The sequence below is a fragment of the Stieleria mannarensis genome, assembly GCF_014154935.1.
Classification (GTDB): Bacteria; Planctomycetota; Planctomycetia; order Pirellulales; family Pirellulaceae; genus Stieleria; species Stieleria mannarensis.
Window position 1 is genome coordinate 33,162 of the sequence record NZ_JACEHH010000059.1, and the last position, 23,010, is coordinate 56,171.

Below are 23,010 nucleotides of genomic sequence, written 5' to 3' on the forward strand. Positions count from 1 at the left end.
CGGATGAGTGTGTCAACTCAGCAAGTAGTTGCGAATGATGAAATGGGGATGTTCACGGCTGAGACGCCCGCTTTCCTAATCACGATTGACACCGAAGGTGACAACCTCTGGCACAGTCCCCGGGAGGTCACAACGAAAAATGCCGCGTTCGTGCCGCGGTTTCAATCGCTCTGTGAGAGATGGGGTTTTAAACCGACCTACCTGGTCGATTACGACATGGCGCGTTCGCGGGAATTCCAAGAATTCGGCTGTGATGCGATTCGGCGATCGACCGCTGAGATCGGAATGCACTTGCACGCCTGGAGCACGCCGCCGGAGTTCGAATTGACGGGTAATGACACGGCATGTCGGCCCTACCTCATTGAGTATCCGGAAGCTGTGCTCCGCGACAAGGTCGCTCTGATGACAGACCTTCTTGAGCAGACTTTCGGCGTCCCCATGCGTAGTCACCGTGCCGGGCGTTGGGCATTCAACGAAACCTATGCCAAGGCTTTGATTGACCAAGGGTATTGGGTGGACTGTAGTGTTACGCCGCATATCACTTGGAAAAACAACTATGGCAATCCCGCTGGTGAAGGAGGAATCGACTATCGCGACTTTCCTGAGCACGCGTATTTCGTCGATCCAGATGAAATCGGTCGGGTGGGCTGCTCACCGCTGCTCGAGATTCCGATGACGATTCGGCCGTGCAAATCGGGTCTGATTCGCCGGATACGCAGGCGGTTTGGAGAACAAGCCATTGTCAGCCGTGCCCTCAATCGGCTCGTTCCGGCACACACTTGGTTCCGCCCCAGACGAAAGAAGAACCTGGTTGACATGCTTGAGATTCTTGGCTGGGTGAAACGAAAGAAGATCGATTACGTTGAGTTCATGCTGCATTCGTCGGAGTTCATGCCCGGCGGTAGCCCCTGGCTGAGGAATGAGTCAGACATCGACGCTCTGTACGAGTCGTTGGAGATCGTATTCCAGGCCGCGACATCTGCACAATTCCGTGGCGCGACGCTCGCGGAATACTACCTTCAGTACAAGCATGAAAACTTACGACGGTAACGTGCTCGTTCTGGGCAGCGGCTCACGAGCATTCTTGACCGTGATCCGTTCACTCGGACGCATCGGGTTGAATGTCCACGTCGCGATGTTTGAGCCGGGTGAGTTAGCGCTAAAGTCGCGGTACGTGTCGAAGGTGCACGCCGTGCCGGCCTATCGGCCGGGTGACGAGTCATGGGTCGACGCAATGGAGGCGATTCTGAGCGAGACGCCGTTTCAGTTGGTAATCCCATGTACCGATCAAGCGGTTATTCCACTGCAGCTTCATCAGGAACGACTTTCTCGGCTTTCTCGACTGTATGTGTTAGATGACGCAGCGTACGAGATTGCGTTCAGCAAGATCAAAAGCGGCCAGCTGGCTGACAGCCTTGGCATTCCGCAACCGAAATCCGCGGTCTTGCATGCCGGTGACAGTCACGACGTCATCGCGGATTTCTCGTTGCCCATGGTCGTCAAACCGCCGTCATCGTTTTCGGCCAACGATCTCTCGGCAAAAAAGGGCGTGGTGCGATGTCGAACGCGCGGAGAACTCGCCACGAAATTGCAGGACTTGGATCGGTGGGGCAGCGCGATTGTCCAGGAAAACTTCAACGGCGTTGGAGTCGGTGTCGAGATGTTGGTCCGTCACGGGAATGTCTTGGTAGCGTTTCAGCATGTCCGAGTTCATGAACCGCTCGAGGGTGGCGGTAGCAGCTACCGTCGGAGCGCCCCATTGCATCCCGAACTGCTGGCGGCCTCCAAGTCGATGATGAAAGAGCTCGGCTATACGGGCGTGGCCATGGTCGAATTCAAGCTGAATCTGCAAACGACTCAATGGGTCTTTGTCGAGATCAACGGTCGATTTTGGGGGTCGCTGCCGCTTGCAATCGCCTCAGGAGTCGATTTCCCGCGGTACCTGTACGAGATGTTGGTTCATGATCGGCAAGAGTTTTCGCAATCCTATCGAACCCCGATGTTCTGCAGAAACGTCTCGCAGGACCAGAGATGGATGCGGTCTAATCTGACGGCGGACAAAAACGATCCGGTCTTGGCAACCCGTCCGCTGCGAAAGGTCGCGATGGAACCACTGAACCTGCTGCTCTTGCGGGAACGATGGGACACGTTGGCAATCGATGATTTGCGCCCCGGCATCACGGAAATCAAAAGTATCTTTGACGACGCGGCCAACAAGGCGATTCGCGTTTGTCGACGTAGGTTGGACAATACGTTGCCGGTCAAGAAATGGCGCCGCTGGCGTGCCTCGCAAAAGGCGACCAAAGCCACGAATATCCTATTCGTATGCAAAGGGAATATCTGCCGCAGCCCATATGCTGAACATTATGCGCGCCAGCGGTTGCCGAAGACCATGAGCGTCCGCTCGTGCGGCTACTATCCGGTCAGCGGACGCTCGGCTCCAGAGCTTGCTCAAAAAGTGGCGCGGCAACGAGGGATCGATTTGAGTAGTCACCGGTCGCAAGTCATTCACACTGAATTGATCCGCGAAGCGGACCTGATTTTCACCTTTGACGATCAAAATCGCGAGACAGTCCTCACGCAGTTTCCTGATGCATCCGATCGAGTCTTTGCATTAGGCAATTTCTGTACTCGGTTTCCCTGTCGTGTTGTCGACCCTTATGGAGGACAAGAGTCGGGGTTTCAAGCCGTCTACGACCAAATCGTCGAAGCGATTGACCACCTGTCTGATGTTGTTGGCGGAGAATCTGCCGTTGTGACGCCGATCGTCACTAAAGTGCGGAGCGACGCGAGCTAGCTTCGATGGGCATTCGAACGCTTCTCTGGGCAGGGTTCTTCTTCGGCACCTGTATTGCCGCATTCGCGAACCCGATCTGGGGCCTGATCGGATACATCGGTCACTACACCGTGGGGCCGGAAAGCCAGTGGTGGGCGTTACCGGTCAACAGTTTAGGTCTCCGTTATTCCTTCACTTTGGCCGGTTGTACAGCGATCGGCATCTTCTTGCACCGAATGAAGTCCACCTTCCGTGGTGGGCTGCTTCACAATCAACAGAAGCTGATCCTCGTATTCTTGGGGATCGTGTGGATGACAACGCTGATCTCGCCTGAGACCGTAGGGCGGTACACATCGGTAGATCACCCTTCGGTGAAATTGACCAAGGTGGTCATTTTTTGCTTCATGCTTTGTCACGTCGCAACGACCCTAAAGGATTTTAACCGAGTGCTGATGATTCTGGTCATCGGCGCGTTTGTGCTCGGGCAAAAAGCGTATGAAATGCCACGTTCAGCGTTCATAGGCGGGCGGCTGGAAGGTGTCGGCGGTCCCGACTTCGCCGAGTCGAATTTCTTCGCTGCGTTTCTTGTGGGGGTGCTCCCGATCATAGGCGTGCAATTCTTCCGCGCAACTGGCTATGTAAAACTTGTGTGCTTGGTCAGCGGTGTTTTTGTGACCAACGCGATTGTCCTGGCTCGCAGCCGGGGAGCCTTTTTGGCGTTGGCGGCAACCGCAATCGTTGCGGTCTTTTACGCGCCTAAACACCTTCGCAACAAGATCTACCTGGGGCTGATCCTGGCCGCGATTGGAGCGTTTCGGCTCGCCGATGAACAGTTTCTGGAGCGCATGACGACGATCTTTGTGAGCGCAGAGGACCGCGACTCATCGTCGGACATGCGTTTGGAAGCTTGGAAGGCAGGATTGCGAATGGTCCAGAATCATCCGCTGGGAATCGGCACCGGCAATTGGTACCAGCAAATTCCTCGTTACGCGCCTGATCTCGGAGGGCTGGATTCACACAGCACCTATGTCAAGCTGCTCGCCGAACAGGGATTTCTAGGGGCGATCGTGTTTGGATCAATCCTGTTGTCTGCATTCTTCACCTTGCGACGCGTGCGTCGGCGAGCGATCAATCTCCCGCCCGAATTGTCTATGGACTTTCAAATGCTATCGCTTGGTTTGACACTCTCCATGGTAGGTTTTTTTCTCTGCTGTGGGTTGATCACGTTGCTGTACATGGAAGCGCTCTGGTGGTTCTTGGTGCTTCCGATTTGCTTGGAACGCACTCTGGACCATAGCGAACAAAAATGGCTTGAGGAACATCAAGCAAATCGTCAGGGGAACTCCTCGCGGATGGGGAATCATAAAGGGGAGCATTCGCAATCGTTTCACGAGGCGACAGTTTAACACGTTGTGTCCACCAATCTATCGATGATACGTTTTGGTGGTGCGGCCGAGTTCCGCAACATCTCGAGATCGTTCCGTTGACCCATTCATTGACAACAGCCGAAAAAGATAACCAAGACGTTGGTCGCAGGGGCGTCCAACGCGTGGCGATTGTCTTGTCCGAACTGAGAGCGGGGGGGATGGAACGTGTTGTGGTCCATCTGGCCTGTGGTCTGCGGGACCGGTGCGTGACGCCGCGTGTGTTTTGCCTGCAGTCGAAAGGTCCACTTGCGGCGGATCTGGAAGCAACTGGCATCGAGGTTGTCGAAATCGGCAGCCATCGTTCTTATGACCTTAAGGGGGTTTTCCGCCTGGCGGCTGAGTTGAAGACGTTTCGCCCCGATGTGATCAATGTTCACGACTACTCAAGTTTGCCATACGCCGCCGTGTCCGGGCTGTCTGTGCCGCGTAGTCCAATTGTATTTACCGCACACGGGCTGCTTTACGAAGGATTTGATGGCAAGGAGGGGCGTTACCGACTGTTTGCGAAACGAGTCCGATCATTGACCGCTGTGTCGACGGAAGTTTCCCGGCGGCACCGAGAGTTTCTGGATTGGCATGACGGCATCTCCATCGTCCCGAACGGCGTGCCGTCAATTGAGACCTCTGCAGAGATACGACATGGAGTTCGGCAAGAGCTCAACATTCAAAACGACGAAGTTGTTTTCCTGGCTGTCGGCAACCCCCGGCCGGAAAAAGCTTTTGAGGATTTGATTTCCGCTGCAGCGAGTGTCGCCCGCGACTCACCAATGCGTCCGTTTTCGGTCTTGATTGCGGGCACGCTACGCGAAGACGAATACTGTACCCGTTTGCAACGCCTTGCCATGGAGTCTGCGGTACCTGGCCTTCGGTTGCTTGGCTTCCGTAGCGACGTTCAACGTTTGTATTCCGCAGCCGATGTGTTGGTCGTGTCCAGTCGAAGTGAGGGACTTCCGATGGTGATCTTAGAAGCGATGACTGCCGGGCTGCCTATTCTCAGCACGCGCGTGGGAGGAATTCCTGATGCATTGCCGAAGAACTGTGGGCGACTTGTTCAGGCAGGTAATCCCAGCGAATTGGCGAATGGGCTCAATGCATTTTTGTCCATGCCATCGCAAGAGTTGCGGAAGATGGGTGATCGCGGACGTGGCTATGCTCGACAACGATTTAGTGTGGACGCGATGATTTCACGCTACCTCGATGTCTTTGCACTTGGAAATACGTCGAACAAGCCGGTGCAATCGGCATGAAAATCCTATCGTTTTCGTATTGCTACCCGAATCAAAGCAACCCGACATGGGGTGTGTTTGTGCAACATCGGGTTGCGGCGATTGGCAAGAGGGCTGAAGTCCGCGTCGTGTCGCCGATTCCCTGGTTTCCGTTGATCGCCAGAAGTCAAAAGGATCCGGGACCGGCCGAGGATCACTGGTGTGGTCTTACGGTCTATCGCCCAAAGTTCTTGTGTACTCCCAAAGTCTTTAAATCACTTGATGGAAAACTCTATCGACGCTGGATTCAACCGTGGTTTGATCAGTTCGTTGATCGGTTCAAGCCTGATGTGCTAGACGCGCATTTCGTTTGGCCGGACGGCGTCGGTGTAGCTGGTTTGGCGCGCCGCGCGAAACTTCCGTATTCGATCACGCTTCGAGGAAAACTGTATCCCTGTCTTGAAGAGGCTTCTCAACGTCGTCAATGCGTTGACGCACTGGTTCATGCGGATCTGGTGATCAGCGTCGATCCGCGAATGGCTCAGGTTGCCGAGGATCTCGGTGTAGGGGCGGAGCGAATCAAAGTGATCCCGAACGGAGTCGAGATTGATCGATTCCGGATCGGAGATCGCATGGAAGCGAGACGCGAGTTGGGCCTGCCGCTAGATGGTCGCCTGATCGTCACCGTCGCACACCTCGGTCAGCGCAAGGGCCATCATGAAACGATCGCTGCACTTGAGAAACTGGCCCGTGACGTGAATCTGGTGCTGGTCGGCGGGCCCGGGCCACTTGGCGGCGATGGCAATAACTTGCGACAGCTAGCTGCCAGTCATGGAGTTACGGACCGATTGATCATTGCGGGAAAGCAATCGCACGAATTGATTCCTAAATACTATCAGGCAGCTGACATCAGCGTGCTCGCGTCGTGGCGCGAAGGTTGTCCAAACGCAGTGCTTGAAAGTTTGGCCTGCGGAACACCCGTCGTCGCAACCGATGTAGGGTCCGTCCGTTGGATGATCGACGATGGCATCAATGGCCGCGTCGTTCCTGTGCGTGACGCCGAACAACTGCGCGACGGAATACAGCGCGTGCTCGACGATCCACCTCCCTCGGATCGAGTGCGTTCATCACCGGTCGTCCGGTCATGGGATGCGGTTGCCGAAGACGTGCTGAATGCGTGGACCGGCGTCCTGCATCGTGCCCCTATGGCAGCGGTGGTAAACCCGTTGTCCAATTCCTCCAGAAGTCGTCTCGAATGCAACTAGTTCGAAAAATCAAAAGGAAGCCCTCCACGGAGCGGAGACGCAAGGTGCTCGCGCTCTGCGGCGACAGTCAAGTCGGCTTGTGGATGTTGCGGAGCCTGGCACAAAACGGTCTGACGGTCTACGCAGTGTGCAAATCATCCGAGGGACAAGCGGCACACAGCCGCTATTGCTCGGGCGCCTGGGCCTTGGATCAAGGCGACGATGCGGCGACGCCCGCAGAACAAGTCGTGAGACTCGCCAAGGAATTGGAAGTCGGATCGGTGATGCCGATCTCCGAGGCCTTTCATGCGTCGCTGATTCAGATTCGAGATCAGCTCGAACCCGAGATCCACCTCTTCTCGCCGTCGGCGGAGTCGTTTGAGAAAGCGACAGATAAAGAGTACCTGCACAACTTGTGTCTCGAGCTGGGCGTGCCAGTGGCGAAGGGGATGAGGTTGGATAAGCTGATCGCGAGTGGTCATGACACCTTGAAGTTTCCGTTGGTGTTGCGGACGTGCCGGCAGAATTCGGATGAGGGACAAGCGCCCTGGAAGGCGGCATATGCCCGTGACGCTGCAGAGCTCCAACGCCTTTGCGACGAAGTCCGTGACTGTCCTCAAAACGTTATTGTCCAGGAGTACCATAGCGGCGTTGAAGACCACGTCCACATGTTGATGCATCGCGGCGATTTGTTCATGGTTGGTGAATATATCGGAGAGTATCATTCGCCACTCGCAGGCGGAGTGACGGTCCAGCGTGTGTCGTGCTACCACGAGCGAGTCGTGAAAGATGCCGTACGTCTGCTTCAAACGCTTGGCTGGGATGGGGTCGCGACCTGTCAGTTTCACTATGACATTGAAACGGACGAATACATTTTCTTGGAAATCAACCCCCGGATGTGTGGCGGACAGCCGACGGTGATCATGGCAGGATTTCATTCGCCATTCCTGCTTTGGCAAAGCCACTTTGAACCCGAGAAGATGCGTAAAACCGGATACCGCAAGGGCCTTCGGACGCGGATCTTAGGGGGGAGTGCGAATTGGATGTTGGCGATGATTCGAGGCGATGAATTACCACCGGATCAGCAACGCTTATCTACCTTTGGAACGCTGATGCGGTTTCTTTGGAACTCCGGTCCATGGACAAAAGACGACTCATTCAGCATTCGGGATCCAAAGCCGTTCTTCATTGATCTGAAACAGATGTTTATCAAGCGTATCATGAAGCGGCGTGATTACAGACCTATTGATTTATCTTAGTAAAATGCACTGGTGCTGGTAAACAGATCGTGCTGAAATTGCCTACATCAACGGAAGTCACATGAGATCGGAGTTGTACGTATGGGTGTGATTGGCGGAACGCTTGGCTATTCAATCCTGAAACAAATCAGTCCGCGCACTCATGTGGAAAACGGTAAGCGGGAACCGGGTGCCGAATTGACGGCGGAGTCGATCAACGCGGATGACAAAGCCGAAAGTCTTCTTGGTGCCGATATTTTTGCCGCGGCACGCGACAAGAAGGTTGTCGACTTTGGCTGCGGCTATGGAATTCAAGTGATCCAGCTGGCGCAAAGCGGAGCGAGTGAGGTTATCGGAATCGACATCCGCGAAGAGGTCTTGGAGGTTGGAAGGCAGTTGGCAGACAAGGCGGGGGTCAGCGACCGCTGTAAATTCTATCAGCACTACGACGGCAAAGCCGACGTGATCCTTTCGGTAGACTCTTTTGAACACTTCGAGGATCCCGGGCAGATCTTGGCGATGATGGGTGAGATGCTGGCAGATGATGGTGAAGTGATCATTTCGTTCGGACCCACATGGTACCACCCGCGGGGCGGTCACTCGTTTAGCGTTTTTCCCTGGGCTCACTTGGTGTTTACCGAAAAGGCTCTGATTCGATGGCGAGCCGATTTTCAATCCGACGGAGCGACGCGGTTCAGTGAGGTCTCGGGAGGTCTGAATCAGATGACGATTCGTCGCTTCGAGAAGATAGTTCGAGAGAGTCCGTTGCGTGTCGCGTCATTGAAGCTCATTCCAATTAACCCGCTTCGCATTTTTCACAATCCTCTGACGCGAGAGTTTTTCACCTCCGTCGTCCAATGCCGGTTGACACATCGCAAAAACTGATCGGATTTGAACCGGCCATTGGGTTCGATACGCGTACCCATCGGTAAACCATGACGCATTCGTTCCACCAACCGAGCGTTTACATCACGTTTGATGTGGAGTGCAGTATGGGAGGGGCTTGGAGCAATGAAAGCCTCAAACCCGTTTCTCCCGCTCGCGGGATCTGGGGAGAGTATGGGGATCAGCGGCTGGGAATCCCTTTGATCGTCGACATTTTGAATGACTACGGCCTGGCGGCCACATTCTTTGTCGATGCGTTTACGGATGATCAGGGATATGACGGACAGACCGAACCGGTTTGCCAGTACTTGCTCGACCGCGGACAGGACGTCCAACTGCATATCCATCCGAACAAGAAGCACTATGGAATGAAGATGCGGGGTGAACCGTATCCGATGGAAGATAATTTTGCCGGTCTGAGTGCCGATCAGCAACTTGCACTGCTTCAAGAGGGCACCGAGCGGATGACGCAGTGGACCGGATTGCGTCCGGCCGCCTTTCGGGCGGGGAATATGGGCGCGTCGGAGCAGACGTTAAAACAGCTTGCAAAAGTTGGAATACGTGTGGACAGCAGCTACACTTTCGGGAGCCGATTTTGCCGGTTCGAACACACTGATCCGTTCAATGGGTCGAAGTGGTATGACGATGTGCTGGAGTTGGCTCTTTCCGGATTCTATCAGCCCAAGATTCCACCGCTGCGTCCGACGAAGAAGGTCGATCCCGTGGGGGTCTCGTTTGGTGAATGCCGGGACGCGATCAGCGCGATTTGCGGCGCCGGTGCGGATGCCGTGTTGATTTTGCATAGCTTTAGTCTGTTCAAGTGGCGTAATTCACAATTCGACGGAGGGCGGATCAATCGGATTGTGAAGCGACGATTTCGTGAAACGTGTCGTTGGCTGGCGGAACACGCCGCGAAATACCCTTGCCAGACATTTAAGGAAGTGGCCGCTGCCGTTGACGCCGGGATTTATCAAGCCCGCGAAGTGCCGCCATGTCATTTGGGGCGGCCGATCAGGGCATTGATTCGAAAGGGAGTGCAGGGCTGGAACAACGTGTATTGGACGTGAAAGAGGTTTGCGTTTCGAGACTTCCATACCGTTGGATTGTTCATTGCCGCTCCCTACTTGATAGGATGTCAAAGTCAAACAACCGAAGAGTTGCCAGTAATGTATTGCGAGCACTGGTGTACTGTTATGTGCTGGCGATCATTGGCGTCTGGTTGCTGTTTCACTCTGTTGGCGATCGTTGGTGGTTCGCAACCCTCTTGCTTTACGGGCCGAGGTGGGTCTACCTCGCTCCGGCCGGATTGCTGGTTCCCGCGACAATCGTGCTCCAGCCTGCTCGAACATTGATTCCACTCGGTTTGTGCAGCTGTCTTGCATTGTTTTCTTTGATGGGAATGAATCTTCCGTGGCGGTCATGGGGCGGGGCAAGTGAGTCGGATCTGTGTGTGTTGAGCTACAACTTGCATCGCTGCCGAGTTGACCAGAGGCGATTCTCTGAGCTGCTCGAGGAGCAACAGCCCGACGTGATCGCGTTTCAAGAATACGCGGGGTATCGTCGTCACGAATGGTGGCAGCCCGATGAGACTTGGTATAGCGCACGCCGCGGTGAGCTGATGGTCGTGTCTCGATTCCCCATCAAACGTGTCGAAATCTCATTCTCACGCTGGCCTCCGGACCAGAGGCCATTTCTCAATGCGATGTACTGCGTGTTGGAAACACCGCAAGGAGAACTCGGTTTTTGCAATCTGCACATCGATACGCCGCGTCGCGCCCTCGGCGCTGTGCTGGACCGTGAGCGAATTATCAAGTTTGAAAACGCAGGCTACGCGGATTATCGCCTGAAGTGCCGTCAACTGGAATCGAAGGAACTCCGGCAGTGGCTGTCAAGCTTCCCCGGCCCCAAGCTGATCGCGGGCGACTTCAATATGCCGACAGATAGCTTGATCTATCGCGACGATTGGAATGCCTTCCGAAACTCATTCGGTTGGGCAGGATGGGGCCTGGGTTTCACAAAACAAACGGTCATCCGTCAACATGAATACGGATTGCGGATCGATCATGTCCTGACAGACGATCACTCTACGCCATTGAAATGTTGGGTCGGGCCCGATCTCGGATCCGATCACTTGCCACTGTTCGCCGAAATCGCCAGACGCGATTGAGGTGTTGCCGTTGTGCTGATCCGATCGAGCGTTCCAGATCTGTTGTAACAGGCTCCTCGCGTCTTTTAACAAAGTCCGTCATCCATCCATGCAAACGAAATTCGAAACTGCACCGCCGGTTAATCCGTCAAACGATTTTGTCCAGCCGGGGGTCTACCTGACCTTCGACGTCGAATGCAGCATGGGCGGTGCCTGGGCAGATCCCAACTTGAAACCCGTCCCCCCGTCACGCGCGATCTGGGGTGAGTATGGCGACCAAAAACTGGGGATTCCACTGATCGTCAAGATCTTGGAAGATCACGGCTTGGCCGCGACCTTTTTCGTTGATGCATTCACCGAAGACCAGGGCTTTGAAGGGCTGACCGAACCGGTATGTACGTACCTGCTTGACCATGGCCAGGACGTCCAACTGCACGTTCATCCCAATAAGAAGCATTACGCGATGAAGATGCGCGGGGAGGAACACCCATTTGAAGACAATATCGGCGCATTAGCTCCCGATGCTCAGCTCGTTTTGCTTCAAGAAGGTGCTGATCGTCTTCAACGGTGGACAGGACAATCGCCGGCGGCCTTTCGGGCTGGGAATGGGGGTGCATCGGAAGAAACGCTTGTTCAACTTGAGAAGGTTGGAATCCACGTCGATAGCAGCTACACGTTTTCGGGATCTGCATGTCTGTTTGACCAATCCGAAGCGTACAACGGCTCCAAATTTTATGGAAACGTCCTTGAACTTGGACTATCCGGTTTTCTTCAGCCAAACCTGCCACCGCTGCTTCCCCAAAAAGCTCTCGACCCGGTCGGAATCTCATTTGCCGAGTGCCGTGACACGATTCAGTCTGTTTGTGACGCAGGGGCCGATGCGGTGTTGATCCTGCACAGTTTCAGTCTATTCAAATGGAAGAACGTTCAATACGACGGAGGGCGGCTCAATCGAATAGTCACCAGCCGTTTTCGACGGACCTGTCGCTGGCTTGCCGAGCACGCCTCCGAGTATCCATGCCAAACTTTCTTGGATGTCAGTCGAGCGGTCGATGCCGGAACCTATCAGGCCAGGGCGGTTCCGCCCTGTCGATTGAATCGCCCGCTACGTTCCTACGCACGCAAGGCTGCTCAGGTTTGGAACAACCTCTACTGGACCTAACCCCCGACGAATCAAATCTGAACGAGGAATCATCAATGCACGTTGAAGAACATCAGGGAGCCGAGGGGCCGTCGTCGGCGGACGAAGAGCAGCAACGCAAAGCGTACGAAGAGCAGTACTGGGACAAGAAAATGTCAGGCGGAGGCAAGCTGCTTTTTCGCCGCCATTGGTACAAGCAATACAACCGCTATCTGTGGCAGAGCGTCCTTAAGGAGCTTGGCGATCTGGAGGGACGCAAAGTGCTGTTCGTCGGTTGTGGTTCCTCCGCCTCCGCCGCCAAGGATCTTGCGTCCAGGGGGGCCGATGTCTGGTGCAACGATATTTCTCCGGCATCGTTGGATCAACTGATGAAACATCCGTTCGGCGACTTGGCCGAACGCATCCACCCGGTGGTCTCGGATGCCGAGAACACTCCCTTTGAAGATGACTTCTTCGACGCAGTCGTGGGTACCGCGATCGTCCACCACTTGGACATTCCCAAATTCTTCGACGAAGTCCGAAGAGTTTGTCGGCCGGGCGCCCGATTCGTGTTCTCCGAACCGTTGGGAACTAATCCTTTGATCGAGTTGTTTCGTCTCGTCACGCCCAGCCTGCGTGTCCCGACGGAGCATCCGATCCGACCGAGTGATTTAAAGTACTTTCGAGAGAACTGCGAATCGTTTCGAATGCTCGGTGAGGGGTTCCTATCGGCGCTCTCGTTTCCGGTGTTTTTTGTCGGATGGAAGTCTGCCGGACACGCTGTTTATCGAGCCACCCATGCGGCCGAGCTGGGCTTGTTTCGAGTCCTGACGCCTGCTCGTTGGCTCGCCTGGTCTGCCATTTTTTCCGGTCAGCTGCGAGGTGAAAGGCCTGCTGCGAAGACAACTTGACCGGCAGTTGCATACGCAAATGATTTACCCGATCGACCGTGCCGGGGCTGTAGCCGATCTTCGTCTACGCGTTCTCCGCGCTTGCCCACCGTGTACCCCACGCTGTACGCGGTTTCTCACGCTGAAACCTCGTTACGCGAACCACGCGATCGTCCGCTCAGTACGTTCTGGAACGAATATCTCAAAATGCTTCCCGTCATAGCCAGAGCGAACTACCGACTGCAGGAACGGATGCTTGGACGCAGGACGTTTGCGTTCCTCGATCAATTGGAGGAACGTCAGCGTTGGCCTCAAGACAAACTCAAACAGTTACAATTCGATCGTCTGAAGCAAATAGTGACGCATGCGTATGAAAAGACGGAGTACTGGCGGACGACGATGGAGCGGCAGGGGCTCACTCCCTCTGATCTCCGTTCATTCGATGATCTGTACAAGTTCCCTTTGCTTGACAAGGAAACCGTGCGCGCCGAACGTGAACGGATGGTTGATCGTGAGGGGCGGCGACGTTTGATGCTGGTCCGCACCAGCGGTTCTACCAATGAAGCGCTGCAGTTCTATGCCGATTCGGATCGTGAAGCTCAGATCAATGCCGCTCGAATTCGGGGGCACCGCTGGGTCGGGATTAACAAGGGTGATCGCGAGATGTACTTCTGGGGCTCGCCGATCGAGCTGAGCAAGCAGGATCACATCAAGCGTTTCCGCGATTGGTTGATCAACGACGGGTTGACCAACGGTTTCGAGATCAAGCCCGAATTGGTCAAACAATACTTTGAATACTGGATGCGATGGCGTCCCAAGTGCATTTTTGGGTATCCCAACAGCCTGATGTTGATGGCACTGATGTCGCAGCCACAAGATCTGGACCTCACGGCGCTGGTCCCTCGGGGATTAGAAGTGATCTGCACGACATCGGAAATGTTGACCGACGTTGATCGCGATCGGATCAGCAAAGCATTCGGCGTGCCCGTTTTCGATTCGTATGGGTTGCGCGAGGCGGGGCTGATCGGACACGAGTGCAAGCACCAGGTCATGCACACGATGGATGATCAGCTCCTGCTGGAAACCATTGATCCGCAAACGTCGGAACCGACCGAAGGGGAAGGCGAGTTGGTCGTCACCAGCATTTACAGCACCGTGATGCCGATGATTCGCTACCGTACCGGAGATGTAGTGACGTTGTCATCAGAGCCATGCCGATGTGGCCTGAGCTTGAACCGTCTGAAGATCAGCGGGGGACGCGTTGCCGATTTCGTGATCACGACCGACGGCCGCTGGATTCCGGGATACGCATTCATCTACATCTGTCGTTCGGTGCCAGGAGTGATCAAGTTCCAGGTGAGACAGGATCGGCCGGGCGAGATTCGCGTTGTTGTCGCAACCGACCATCAGTTTCCAAATGACGGCATTGAGCAAATCGCTAGCCAAGCTCGTGATCGGCTGCAAAGCGAGGATCGCGTGACCGTCGAAGTGGTCGAGGATATCCAGCCAGCCCGATCCGGCAAGTATCGGCCCGTCGTCAGCCGTGTCGCCGAACAGGCTTTGGCCCAGGCGAATGAATCATGAACAGCCGCAACACCGCTGAAGGCAATCGTCCGATGTTGGTTGATCTTGCGATCGGCCTGGGGCTCATTGTGACGGCGTTGGTAATCGCACTGTTTGATCTGCAGCATTCGGGTGAACAATGGCTTGAAGATGGGCCGCGATACTGCAACAACGCAGCCATGATGCGGGATTGGATGGTTGCCGGAAGCTGGTCCGATCCGATCGGGTTTGCGAAACAGAATTACGCGCAATACCCGGCACACAGCGTCCCCTTTCATCCCCCGGGTTACGCGTTCCTGCTGGGGGCGTGGTTTCTGGCGATTGGGATGTCGTATGCATCAGCGCGGATCTTCGTTGCGCTCTGCTTGGGGGTATCGGCATGCTGCTTTTATGGAATACTTCGACAGCAACGTTTGACACCGTGGATGGCCGGCGCGGCGTCGTTGCTTTTCGCCTCCTCGCCCGAGGTTAGTCGGTGGAGCCGGACTGTCATGTCTGAAATCCCAGGCATGTTATTCATCCTTGCCGGGACTTTCTGTTTCGTTCGCGCAGTCAATACGAATCGAGGAAGGTGGTTTTGGCTTGCTTTTGTGATGGCAGAATTCGCTTTCTTCTGCCGAGTCACCACGGCGGGCGTCTTGCCCGCATGGATGCTTTATCTGTTGATCACCAAGGGATTTCGGCGAACGGTATCGATCCATGTCGTGCTTCCCGCGTTGATCTTTCTTTTGATCAGTGGCAGCTGGGTCAAGTTTGCAAGTGCTTACGCTAGTTACGAGGTAGGGCAAGTCTTCGGAAACGGATTAATGGCCTACGCAGCAGCAGGCAATCTTACCATCTGGTTCTATGAACTGCCGGGGATGGTCGGCGGAGTAGCACTTCTTGCGGCAGTGCTGGGTGGTCTGCTGGCGATTCGGAATCCAAGGTCACGATGCAGTGCTTCTCTCTGGATTGCTTGGATCTTATGTTGTTACGGGTTTCAGGTTGCCCAGTTGATGCATTTTGAATCACGTTACTTTATCTTCGCAGTCCCTGCAGTTTGTGCGTTGGTTGGCGGCTTGCTGCTGCAATTGAACCGGTCACCTCGGTGGCGTTTGGTAGCGGGGATTGTCATCGCTAGTGCAGTGGTTCGAAACGCGGTCGCGGTCTATCACGCGCCTCGGGGTTTGCAAGGTTTCGAGGCGGTCGCTGCTCAGTTGGCAATCCAGGACGATCCGGGAAATGTTTTGGTTTCTTGCTGGTCCGATTCAGACTTGGTTTTCCGATACCGCTGTCACACGCAGCAGCATTCTCGACAATTGATTCGCGGAGATCGCGTCCTGGCGGTTCGCCTGCCTTACTATGCCCAGGTTGCTCCGAAAGTGTTGGCTGAGAATGCTGAAGATGTGCTTGACACGATTCGCAGGGGCCGAATTCGCTATGTCGTAACAAGTCCACCCAGCTACCCGTCTGGTTCCAAACACGACCGAAGACACGCTGATATGGTTTTGTTGCACACCGCGGCGCTGACGGAGAACACTCAATTCTCATTGATCCAGCGTTTTCCGGTGACCCTGGACTTCGGCAGCCACCGCGTTGAAGAAGCATTTTTATGGCGCTATGAAGGCGAATTGCCTGCCGGACCTAGCGAATTGCCCGTGTGGATTCCCACCGCAAAGTTGAACGCGAAACAGGTAGGGGCGGACGAGAAAGTCGGACAGGAGCGAGCAGGATGAATCAATTGAACAGGACGCGCCCGATGCGACCGAGATTAACCCTGATCGTGCCGGTCTACAATGAGGAGGATGCGATTGAGCCGTTCCTAAGTAGCGTGTCGGAGAAGCTTGGTGGCGTCGCCTCTGACTTGGAGATCCTATTCGTCAACGATGGATCCACTGACAGCACCATCGTTGTTTTGCGGGAAATTTCGAAACGCGACGACCGCATTCGGATCATCGACTTCGCAAGGAATTTTGGGAAAGAAGCGGCGCTCACTGCAGGACTCGATTTTGCCTCGGGAGATGTTGTCGTGCCGATCGACGTTGACTTACAAGATCCGCCAGAACTGATTCCTACCTTTCTGGATAAGTGGCGGGAAGGGTACGACGTGGTTTACGGGGTCCGTAGGAGCCGAGCAGGAGACAGCAGGGCAAAAAGGATCACAGCCGGCGCGTTCTATCGTGCGTTCAGCAAACTCAGCAAGACCGATATTCCGCAAAACGTTGGTGATTTTCGCTTGATGGACAAGCGTGTGGTCGTGGCTTTGCGGTCGCTGAGAGAACGCAATCGATTCATGAAGGGATTGTTCGCATGGACCGGTTTTCGGTCGATCGGTGTGCCCTACGAGCGTCCTTCGCGGAAAGTCGGGGTGACGAAATGGGGATGGTGGAAACTCTGGAATTTTGCGCTCGACGGGTTCGTCAGTTTTTCCACCGTGCCGCTTCGCATCTGGAGTTACATCGGAGGATGCGTGGCCAGTTTAGCGTTTCTGTATGCGACGATTATCATCATCCGTGTCTTGCTGTATGGCATCGATGTCCCGGGGTACGCGTCACTGCTGACGGTTGTCCTGTTCTTGGGAGGGATGCAGCTCCTTTCCATTGGCATTATCGGCGAATACATTGCGAGACTGTTTGAAGAGACCAAGCAACGTCCGATCTACATCGTCGGCGACGTGTACCAAGGTAACTCCATTGCCACACGCTATGACAGGGTGGATCGTCGGGCCAGCGTCTCGCTTCCTGAATCACGAGGCCATTGATTGGTCGACTTGTGGTTCAGGGCTAGTTGAGATAAGTGTCTCAAGCGAGAGCTGAAACAACGACATCAGTCGAACTGTGATTTCAACTGCGCAAGCGAGTGCGCATGTCCCAGAATTCAGGAATTGTGTTTTTCTTTCGCTGACGAGACAAACGCGCGTCGAGTAAAAATGCAAAAACACTGTCAATTTTCACCTTGCTATCGGAAACATGTATCCGAATGTGCGTCGCGCCAGATTTCAGTGTAATCATTACGTCCCGAAACAGGCCCGTCATGGTCGAACGAGCTGTCCAGTCGGTGTTGTGTCAATCACACAACTCCTTCGAGGTGCTTGTCGTAAACGATGGATCTGACGGTGAGAACGAGGAAGCTTATCAGCGGTTGGCTGAAAAATATCGCGGGAAGGTCGTCTTTCTGGATCTTGACCAGACACTAAGTGGTCACGGCCAATGCTACGCAGTGAACGTCGGAGCCCACCATGCCTCAGGGAAATTCCTAGGGTTCTTAGACGACGACGACTTCTGGATTGATGACACGCATCTCGCAAGGGTCAGCAACATAATTGCTGCGAGTCGCGGATCGGTGGATGTGGTACTATCGAATCAACAATCCTGCAGCAACGGCGACATAAGACTTGGTTGGCTGGCCGGCGTTGAATATTACGCGAGGGAAAAGTTAAAAGCAGATCAATTTGGCGCTTATGAGGTCACTGCAAAAGATCTTATGTCCTGTGGAGGATTTGGCCATCCTAATGCGATGATTGTCAAACATACCCTATTTGACGCGATTGGTGGATTTGATCGGCATCTTAGGTGCCAAACGGATCGCGACTTCTATGTGAGGATTGTCGACAAGGCCAAGAAAATCGCATATTCACCTGCTGTCACCGCACAGCATAGTGTCCCGGATAAATCGAAATCCGCCAATGTGTCGACTGGCACCCCCGATGACATTAAGCTGCTCGCGCGCCTCTACTATCAAAACAAGGCGATCATGTTCTCGGAGAAACGCGAAGTGAGATTCGCAGCGAGAAAGCACAAAGCATATACGCTTAAACGCATTGCAAGGTCCCGGCGGTTGCAACACGACTACCATACTGCATCGCATTATGCAGGTCAGGCACTGATGGTTGACTTTTCGTTGAAGTGGCTCGTCTACTACATGGACACTCAAGTTCGGTGTTGGTTCGCTCGTTCACGTTGACCGACTTCGCTTCTCGAACGAAATCGCCAACAAGGTCGAAGTGCGACGCACTTCCCAACGGTCCGGCGTGAGTGTTGTCGGCGGGGTCTAAGCGCAGGGGCAAGGCAATATGCCCGGGGAGGGTGTTGCGCCGCAGCCCTCAAATTCGTCGTGCCCCGCAAATGGCGACTCGTTCTTCCCTGGGATGATGCGTGGTGGTTTAGTCCACGCTCGACGAAGAATTGTGACTGGCTAAGGTAAATAGGTGCTTTACTAACAGCCTGCTAGCTTTCTAGGCGAGAAAGCATGCATCCTAACCGCTACCAAAACAAAGCAAACGCGACTTCCCGAGAACAATGTGCGACCTAACAAACGGCCTTGATCGCCCCTGCGGTGACATCACCATCCTGCTTGCCTCGTCTCCCATCCCCTCGCACCCGTCAACTCGGCTGATCTCCTCGGTACTCAGCTCGCTGCGATTCATCAAAGACCTTAAGAAGGACACGAAGGTATTGATTGCCCAAGACGGATGCGATGACTCCGACGTACTGCCAACGTACGACAGGTATCTGCACAAATTGGAGCGTCTATTAGACCGCAGTCCGCTCAATTCACGCATCGTCCGCAACCCAATACGAGGGCACCTGACAGGAAATATTCGGAACGCGATTCAATTCGTAGACACAAAGTACGTGCTAATGCTTCAGCATGACTTGCCGTTTGTCACCGAGTTCGAAATCTATCCTGTAATAGAGGACATGGAAGCTACCCCCTCATTTAAGCATATACGCTTTAATCGAAGGAGCAATGTGAAGGCCAAGTGGGATGCCCAGAGCGATCTGTTTGGAAAGCAGATGCAGGGCAAAAACTGCACATACACACGAACAGGTGCGTGGTCGGATCAAAACCATCTTTCAACCGTGGACTACTACAAAACTATTGTGTTGAGCGAAGTGAGTGATGGGACCTTCATGGAGAGCGTCCTGAACGAGCGGTCCCACCGTGACCACGAACGATACGGGACATACATCTACGGAGGCGTGGGGCACCCGGCTATGATCCGGCACATCCGAGGGCGAAATTCAAGTCGGTATGCTGCTAAGGACCAGTTTGCTATATGTTGCGATCTGTTCGGGAGGGGAGTTCGGAAAATCAGCAAAGGGCTCCGGGGGACTTGATGTGGTGCGATCGTCACCGGTGGTTATTTTTACTTTACGTCAGTGGATAGCGATAGGTCGAATTGGTTTTCGGACTGACAGGGCGGAAGCAGAGTGTAGCGAAAGAAGGTGCACGCTGGTTTCCCCGCTTTGAAATGGCCATGGCTTTATAAGAGTCATGCTGGATCGATACATACTTTAAGTCGCGCTACGACATACCTACCATACTTGCTTGCAATAGAGTTGCTCCATGGCAAACAATTCCAGTCGCCTGTATCTTAAGGCAAAGCGCGCACTGTCGAGGATGGGTGCGAGTGCAGTGCCTGGTCGTCAGTTTATTTTTTGCGCCTCTACCGGCCGGAGCGGAACACATACGCTGCGTCGCATATTCGAGCAAGTGCCCGGGGTCTGGGCGGAGCACGAGCCGTGGCCACGTTGCAACGGTGAGCTTCTTGAGAAATGGAATTCTGGGCGGGCAGATGATGAAGAGTTTTTCCGCGATCAAATCCGCTACTACAAGGTCCCTCGCATCATTTTTCGTGCAGGACTTGCTCCAGTCTATCTTGAAGCGAATCATCAGTTCATCAAGTCCTTTGCGGACGAGGCGGCGGAGTCGCTCGGCGGCAGGTTGAAGGTTGTAGTCTTGCGGCGATCTCCGATCGCAGTCGCAGCGAGCATGACGGGGCGGGGGGATGTACCGGGGACAGATAGGGGTAATGTATGGAATTTGAAACCCGACTGGCCGAAGAACTTGATTCAAGTCAATGAGTTGCTAACAAGTGAACGTTACTCGCATGCGTTCTATCGGTGTATTTGGTACTGTTTTGAAGTTGAGGCAAGAATTCAGCGGTTTCAGGAGAAATACCCTTCCGTTGAAACATTCGAATTGGAAACAGGTGACCTCAACAAGAGGGAAGATGTACTGAGACTGGCGGAGTGGATGGGGGTGTCGAAGAAAGGCATGGCGCATTTGAAGCACTCTTTTGCACCTCGCAAGGAGGATGCAAGCCATCGTACCCCCACAGTCCCTGAGGAAATCGATATTGCCGAATTGCGTAGCTTTTACGAAGGGCTCAATTCACGATTGGCACGCCCGTTGCCCGTTGATCTGGTGGTGAATGAACTGAAGCTGCAGCAGCGTTGATGCCTCATTAAATCTGGACATGCTGTGCCTTGGGAGCAAACGAAATTTGCAGTGTTGAGGCGTCCGCCGTGCGGAATGGTCGTTGGTGTAGTGACAGAATGTCGGTCTAGCCAGTCTTGCGTTGGCGGCATGCTGGAATTGTGAAGGCCCTGATTTGCAGTGCCCGCCGCGTATTGCCGGATGTCTGATTGGATCGCAAGGCGAGGTTATGGCTGTCGCTTCAAAGAATTTGAGAATGCCGATATGATCCAGTTGAAATACCGGCCCGACGTTGATGGCTTGCGAGCAGTTGCAGTGACGCTCGTTCTGCTCTTTCACGCCAATCTGGGTTTCTCGGGTGGCTATATTGGCGTTGATGTATTCTTTGTTATATCAGGTTTCTTGATTACTGGTTTGATTTTAAAAGACCAGGAGGCAGGCAAGTTTCGGCTAGCGAATTTTTGGATGCGCCGTATTCGCCGCATCATTCCGGCCGCGACCTTGATGATCGTTGTGGTGCTATTTGTAGGTTGCGTGTTGATGCTGCCAAGCGATTATGCAAGTCTCGGTAAATCTGCCGTTGCTCAGCAGTTGATGCTTTCTAATGTCTTTTTTTGGCTAGAAACCGGGTACTTTGATGGGCCTGCAGAACTGAAGCCACTTTTGCATACATGGTCACTGGCAGTTGAGGAGCAGTTCTATTTGGTCTATCCATTTCTTTTGATGTTTCTTTATCGTGTCGGTCGTCGGGCGACTTTCCTCGCACTGGCGGCGCTTGCGTTTGGTTCGCTGGTTGTTAGTCAATACGGCGTGATGCACCATCCGTCGGCCGCTTTTTTTCTCTTGCCCACAAGGGGCTGGGAACTGCTCGCTGGTGGACTAATTTGTTTTTTTCCGGAGCCAACCCGAATCAAACCACGCATTTTGGCGTTTTTCAGTTGGTGTTCATTGGTAGCGATCATTGCTGCAGGTTGGTTCTATAAGCCCGCGACATCCTTTCCTGGTCTGGCGGCCATTATTCCCGTTGCCGCAACTGCCATTTTTATTTACTGCAATGCACTACGGCTTAGCTTCCCAGCATCAGTGTTGGCGACACCTCCGATCGTCTTTGTCGGGCTGATTAGCTATTCCCTTTACTTGTGGCACTGGCCTCTGTTGGCGTTTATGCGATACAGTGCCGCCGAAGAGCCAAGTGTTTTTTGGAGAGTTTTGTCGCTATTCGGGAGTTTTGGGGTGTCGTTCTTGGCATGGCGATTTGTTGAGACGCCTTTTCGGAAGGTGCGCTGGCTTCGTACCCGACGATCTGTTGTTGGCGCGGCGTCGGTCAGTGCTGTCGCTGTTATCGGTTTCGGCCTCTGCGTGTTTGCAATGAAGGGGATGCCAAACCGCTTTCCAGAGGACGTCGTTGCGATCTTCGCTACGATGGAGGAGCGGGGCGCGCGTCATATCGTCGCTGAGAACGATGTGAAGTCTGGCAGGTTGCCTCGTTTTGGCAAGATGAATGCGCCTCCTGAAATTTTGATTTGGGGCGATTCTCATGCTATGTCGTTGGTTCCCGCGTTCGACAAATTAGGTAGACAGCATGGTATGGGGGGCGTTCAGGCGACCCACTCCGGTACGCTGCCACTGATCGGATTTGATAATTCACGAGAGTGGTCGGCATCGCATTCATTTAACGATGCTGTCCTCGAGTACATTGTGGGAGGCGACATCTCAACAGTCGTCCTGGCAGGGTATTGGAGCCGGGATTCCCATGAAAAAGGATTTGAAGAGAGTTATCGGAGAACTGTTGTGAAGTTGCTCGATGCTGGTAAGACCGTGCTATTGGTTCAAGATGTCCCGATACAAGAGGTTTGGCCTGCAAAGGCGATCATGCGAGCGATAAGGCTTGGTGGCGACGTTGCGGAATTGGGGGTAGACCTCCGAGACCACCGGAAACGTCAATTTCTTGCGGATACGACGTTCGCAAGTATACATCATCAGAATCTGATTGTGCTTGATCCGACGCCTTACCTAACAGATAGGAGCGGGGTGTGCAGAATGGTGATGGGCGGAGCAGCCCTGTATCACGACGATGATCATCTCTCGGTAGCCGGGGCCGAGCGACTGCTACCGATGTTTGAGGGAGCGCTCGGTCTGTCCGGAGGCGGTGACGCGGTGAAGTAGCCCGGTTGGATGGCTTGGGAGAACTAGTAGTTTCAATTGGCGTTGCCTTTAGGATCGCAGAATGTTGACGTTAACGAGATCGGTTGCCACTCACGACGGTCTTCTTAAGGAGTTTGTTTCCCGCTCTCGCGTTCCTATCACGGCGCAGG

Annotated in this window: 17 protein-coding genes; all 17 read left to right on the plus strand. The window is 54.1% G+C overall.

Translation table 11 applies throughout. From position 1 onward, the window contains the following. Nucleotides 1-9 precede the first annotated feature (9 nt). Nucleotides 10-1,050: a polysaccharide deacetylase family protein gene (locus tag H1B37_RS28030; protein WP_220498407.1), complete on the plus strand. Its 1,041-nt coding sequence runs from the start codon at nucleotides 10-12 to the stop codon at nucleotides 1,048-1,050. Further along, nucleotides 1,031-2,797: an arsenate reductase/protein-tyrosine-phosphatase family protein gene (locus tag H1B37_RS28035; RefSeq protein ID WP_182870595.1), complete on the plus strand. Its 1,767-nt coding sequence runs from the start codon at nucleotides 1,031-1,033 to the stop codon at nucleotides 2,795-2,797. Before H1B37_RS28030 ends, H1B37_RS28035 begins: the two co-directional genes overlap by 20 nt. A 5-nt stretch (nucleotides 2,798-2,802) precedes the next feature. Beyond that, nucleotides 2,803-4,182, plus strand: a complete 1,380-nt coding sequence (locus H1B37_RS28040; protein WP_182870596.1) for an O-antigen ligase family protein — start codon at nucleotides 2,803-2,805, stop codon at nucleotides 4,180-4,182. Nucleotides 4,183-4,259: 77 nt separating this feature from the next. Then, the gene (locus H1B37_RS28045) at nucleotides 4,260-5,450 is read left to right on the plus strand and encodes a glycosyltransferase (RefSeq protein WP_182870597.1); all 1,191 of its coding nucleotides are present in this window, start codon (nucleotides 4,260-4,262) and stop codon (nucleotides 5,448-5,450) included. Next, entirely contained in the window at nucleotides 5,447-6,673 is a 1,227-nt protein-coding gene (locus H1B37_RS28050; RefSeq protein ID WP_182870598.1) for a glycosyltransferase, read from the plus strand. Before H1B37_RS28045 ends, H1B37_RS28050 begins: the two co-directional genes overlap by 4 nt. Further along, a complete protein-coding gene (locus H1B37_RS28055) occupies nucleotides 6,664-7,911 on the plus strand; it encodes a carboxylate--amine ligase (protein ID WP_182870599.1) in 1,248 nt (415 codons plus the stop codon). Before H1B37_RS28050 ends, H1B37_RS28055 begins: the two co-directional genes overlap by 10 nt. Nucleotides 7,912-7,992: 81 nt before the next feature. Further along, nucleotides 7,993-8,775 (plus strand): class I SAM-dependent methyltransferase, encoded by a 783-nt coding sequence (locus H1B37_RS28060; protein WP_182870600.1) that lies wholly within the window; start codon nucleotides 7,993-7,995, stop codon nucleotides 8,773-8,775. A gap of 50 nt (nucleotides 8,776-8,825) precedes the next feature. Continuing rightward, nucleotides 8,826-9,842, plus strand: coding sequence for a polysaccharide deacetylase family protein (locus tag H1B37_RS28065; RefSeq protein WP_182870601.1), 1,017 nt, complete (start codon nucleotides 8,826-8,828; stop codon nucleotides 9,840-9,842). A 332-nt stretch (nucleotides 9,843-10,174) separates the two neighbouring features. Then, nucleotides 10,175-10,942 (plus strand): endonuclease/exonuclease/phosphatase family protein, encoded by a 768-nt coding sequence (locus H1B37_RS28070; RefSeq protein WP_182870602.1) that lies wholly within the window; start codon nucleotides 10,175-10,177, stop codon nucleotides 10,940-10,942. Between the two features lie 88 nt (nucleotides 10,943-11,030). Beyond that, a complete protein-coding gene (locus H1B37_RS28075; RefSeq protein ID WP_182870603.1) occupies nucleotides 11,031-12,083 on the plus strand; it encodes a polysaccharide deacetylase family protein in 1,053 nt (350 codons plus the stop codon). Between the two features lie 35 nt (nucleotides 12,084-12,118). Beyond that, nucleotides 12,119-12,952: a class I SAM-dependent methyltransferase gene (locus H1B37_RS28080; protein ID WP_182870604.1), complete on the plus strand. Its 834-nt coding sequence runs from the start codon at nucleotides 12,119-12,121 to the stop codon at nucleotides 12,950-12,952. A 186-nt stretch (nucleotides 12,953-13,138) separates the two neighbouring features. Next, entirely contained in the window at nucleotides 13,139-14,515 is a 1,377-nt protein-coding gene (locus H1B37_RS28085) for a phenylacetate--CoA ligase family protein (protein WP_182870605.1), read from the plus strand. Further along, the gene (locus H1B37_RS28090) at nucleotides 14,512-16,209 is read left to right on the plus strand and encodes an ArnT family glycosyltransferase (protein WP_182870606.1); all 1,698 of its coding nucleotides are present in this window, start codon (nucleotides 14,512-14,514) and stop codon (nucleotides 16,207-16,209) included. The genes H1B37_RS28085 and H1B37_RS28090 overlap by 4 nt, the downstream gene beginning before the upstream one ends. Further along, nucleotides 16,206-17,234, plus strand: a complete 1,029-nt coding sequence (locus H1B37_RS28095) for a glycosyltransferase family 2 protein (protein ID WP_286178285.1) — start codon at nucleotides 16,206-16,208, stop codon at nucleotides 17,232-17,234. Before H1B37_RS28090 ends, H1B37_RS28095 begins: the two co-directional genes overlap by 4 nt. A gap of 218 nt (nucleotides 17,235-17,452) precedes the next feature. Beyond that, entirely contained in the window at nucleotides 17,453-18,436 is a 984-nt protein-coding gene (locus tag H1B37_RS28100; protein ID WP_182870607.1) for a glycosyltransferase family 2 protein, read from the plus strand. 1,386 nt (nucleotides 18,437-19,822) lie between these two features. Continuing rightward, nucleotides 19,823-20,716: a hypothetical protein gene (locus tag H1B37_RS28105; protein WP_182870608.1), complete on the plus strand. Its 894-nt coding sequence runs from the start codon at nucleotides 19,823-19,825 to the stop codon at nucleotides 20,714-20,716. A gap of 180 nt (nucleotides 20,717-20,896) precedes the next feature. Continuing rightward, nucleotides 20,897-22,861 carry an acyltransferase family protein gene (locus H1B37_RS28110; protein WP_182870609.1) on the plus strand — a complete coding sequence of 655 codons (1,965 nt, stop codon included), beginning with the start codon at nucleotides 20,897-20,899 and terminating at the stop codon, nucleotides 22,859-22,861. The last annotated feature ends 149 nt before the right edge of the window (nucleotides 22,862-23,010 follow it).

What these genes read in the sequence shown, in the direction of transcription:
- H1B37_RS28035 (WP_182870595.1), top strand. Translation starts at nt 1,031, where the DNA reads ATGAAAACTTACGACGGTAACGTGCTCGTTCTGGGCAGCGGCTCACGA.
- H1B37_RS28040 (WP_182870596.1), top strand. Translation starts at nt 2,803, where the DNA reads ATGGGCATTCGAACGCTTCTCTGGGCAGGGTTCTTCTTCGGCACCTGT.
- H1B37_RS28050 (WP_182870598.1), top strand. Translation starts at nt 5,447, where the DNA reads ATGAAAATCCTATCGTTTTCGTATTGCTACCCGAATCAAAGCAACCCG.
- H1B37_RS28055 (WP_182870599.1), top strand. Translation starts at nt 6,664, where the DNA reads ATGCAACTAGTTCGAAAAATCAAAAGGAAGCCCTCCACGGAGCGGAGA.
- H1B37_RS28060 (WP_182870600.1), top strand. Translation starts at nt 7,993, where the DNA reads ATGGGTGTGATTGGCGGAACGCTTGGCTATTCAATCCTGAAACAAATC.
- H1B37_RS28065 (WP_182870601.1), top strand. Translation starts at nt 8,826, where the DNA reads ATGACGCATTCGTTCCACCAACCGAGCGTTTACATCACGTTTGATGTG.
- H1B37_RS28070 (WP_182870602.1), top strand. Translation starts at nt 10,175, where the DNA reads ATGAATCTTCCGTGGCGGTCATGGGGCGGGGCAAGTGAGTCGGATCTG.
- H1B37_RS28075 (WP_182870603.1), top strand. Translation starts at nt 11,031, where the DNA reads ATGCAAACGAAATTCGAAACTGCACCGCCGGTTAATCCGTCAAACGAT.
- H1B37_RS28080 (WP_182870604.1), top strand. Translation starts at nt 12,119, where the DNA reads ATGCACGTTGAAGAACATCAGGGAGCCGAGGGGCCGTCGTCGGCGGAC.
- H1B37_RS28085 (WP_182870605.1), top strand. Translation starts at nt 13,139, where the DNA reads ATGCTTCCCGTCATAGCCAGAGCGAACTACCGACTGCAGGAACGGATG.
- H1B37_RS28090 (WP_182870606.1), top strand. Translation starts at nt 14,512, where the DNA reads ATGAACAGCCGCAACACCGCTGAAGGCAATCGTCCGATGTTGGTTGAT.
- H1B37_RS28095 (WP_286178285.1), top strand. Translation starts at nt 16,206, where the DNA reads ATGAATCAATTGAACAGGACGCGCCCGATGCGACCGAGATTAACCCTG.
- H1B37_RS28100 (WP_182870607.1), top strand. Translation starts at nt 17,453, where the DNA reads ATGTGCGTCGCGCCAGATTTCAGTGTAATCATTACGTCCCGAAACAGG.
- H1B37_RS28105 (WP_182870608.1), top strand. Translation starts at nt 19,823, where the DNA reads ATGGCAAACAATTCCAGTCGCCTGTATCTTAAGGCAAAGCGCGCACTG.
- H1B37_RS28110 (WP_182870609.1), top strand. Translation starts at nt 20,897, where the DNA reads ATGTCTGATTGGATCGCAAGGCGAGGTTATGGCTGTCGCTTCAAAGAA.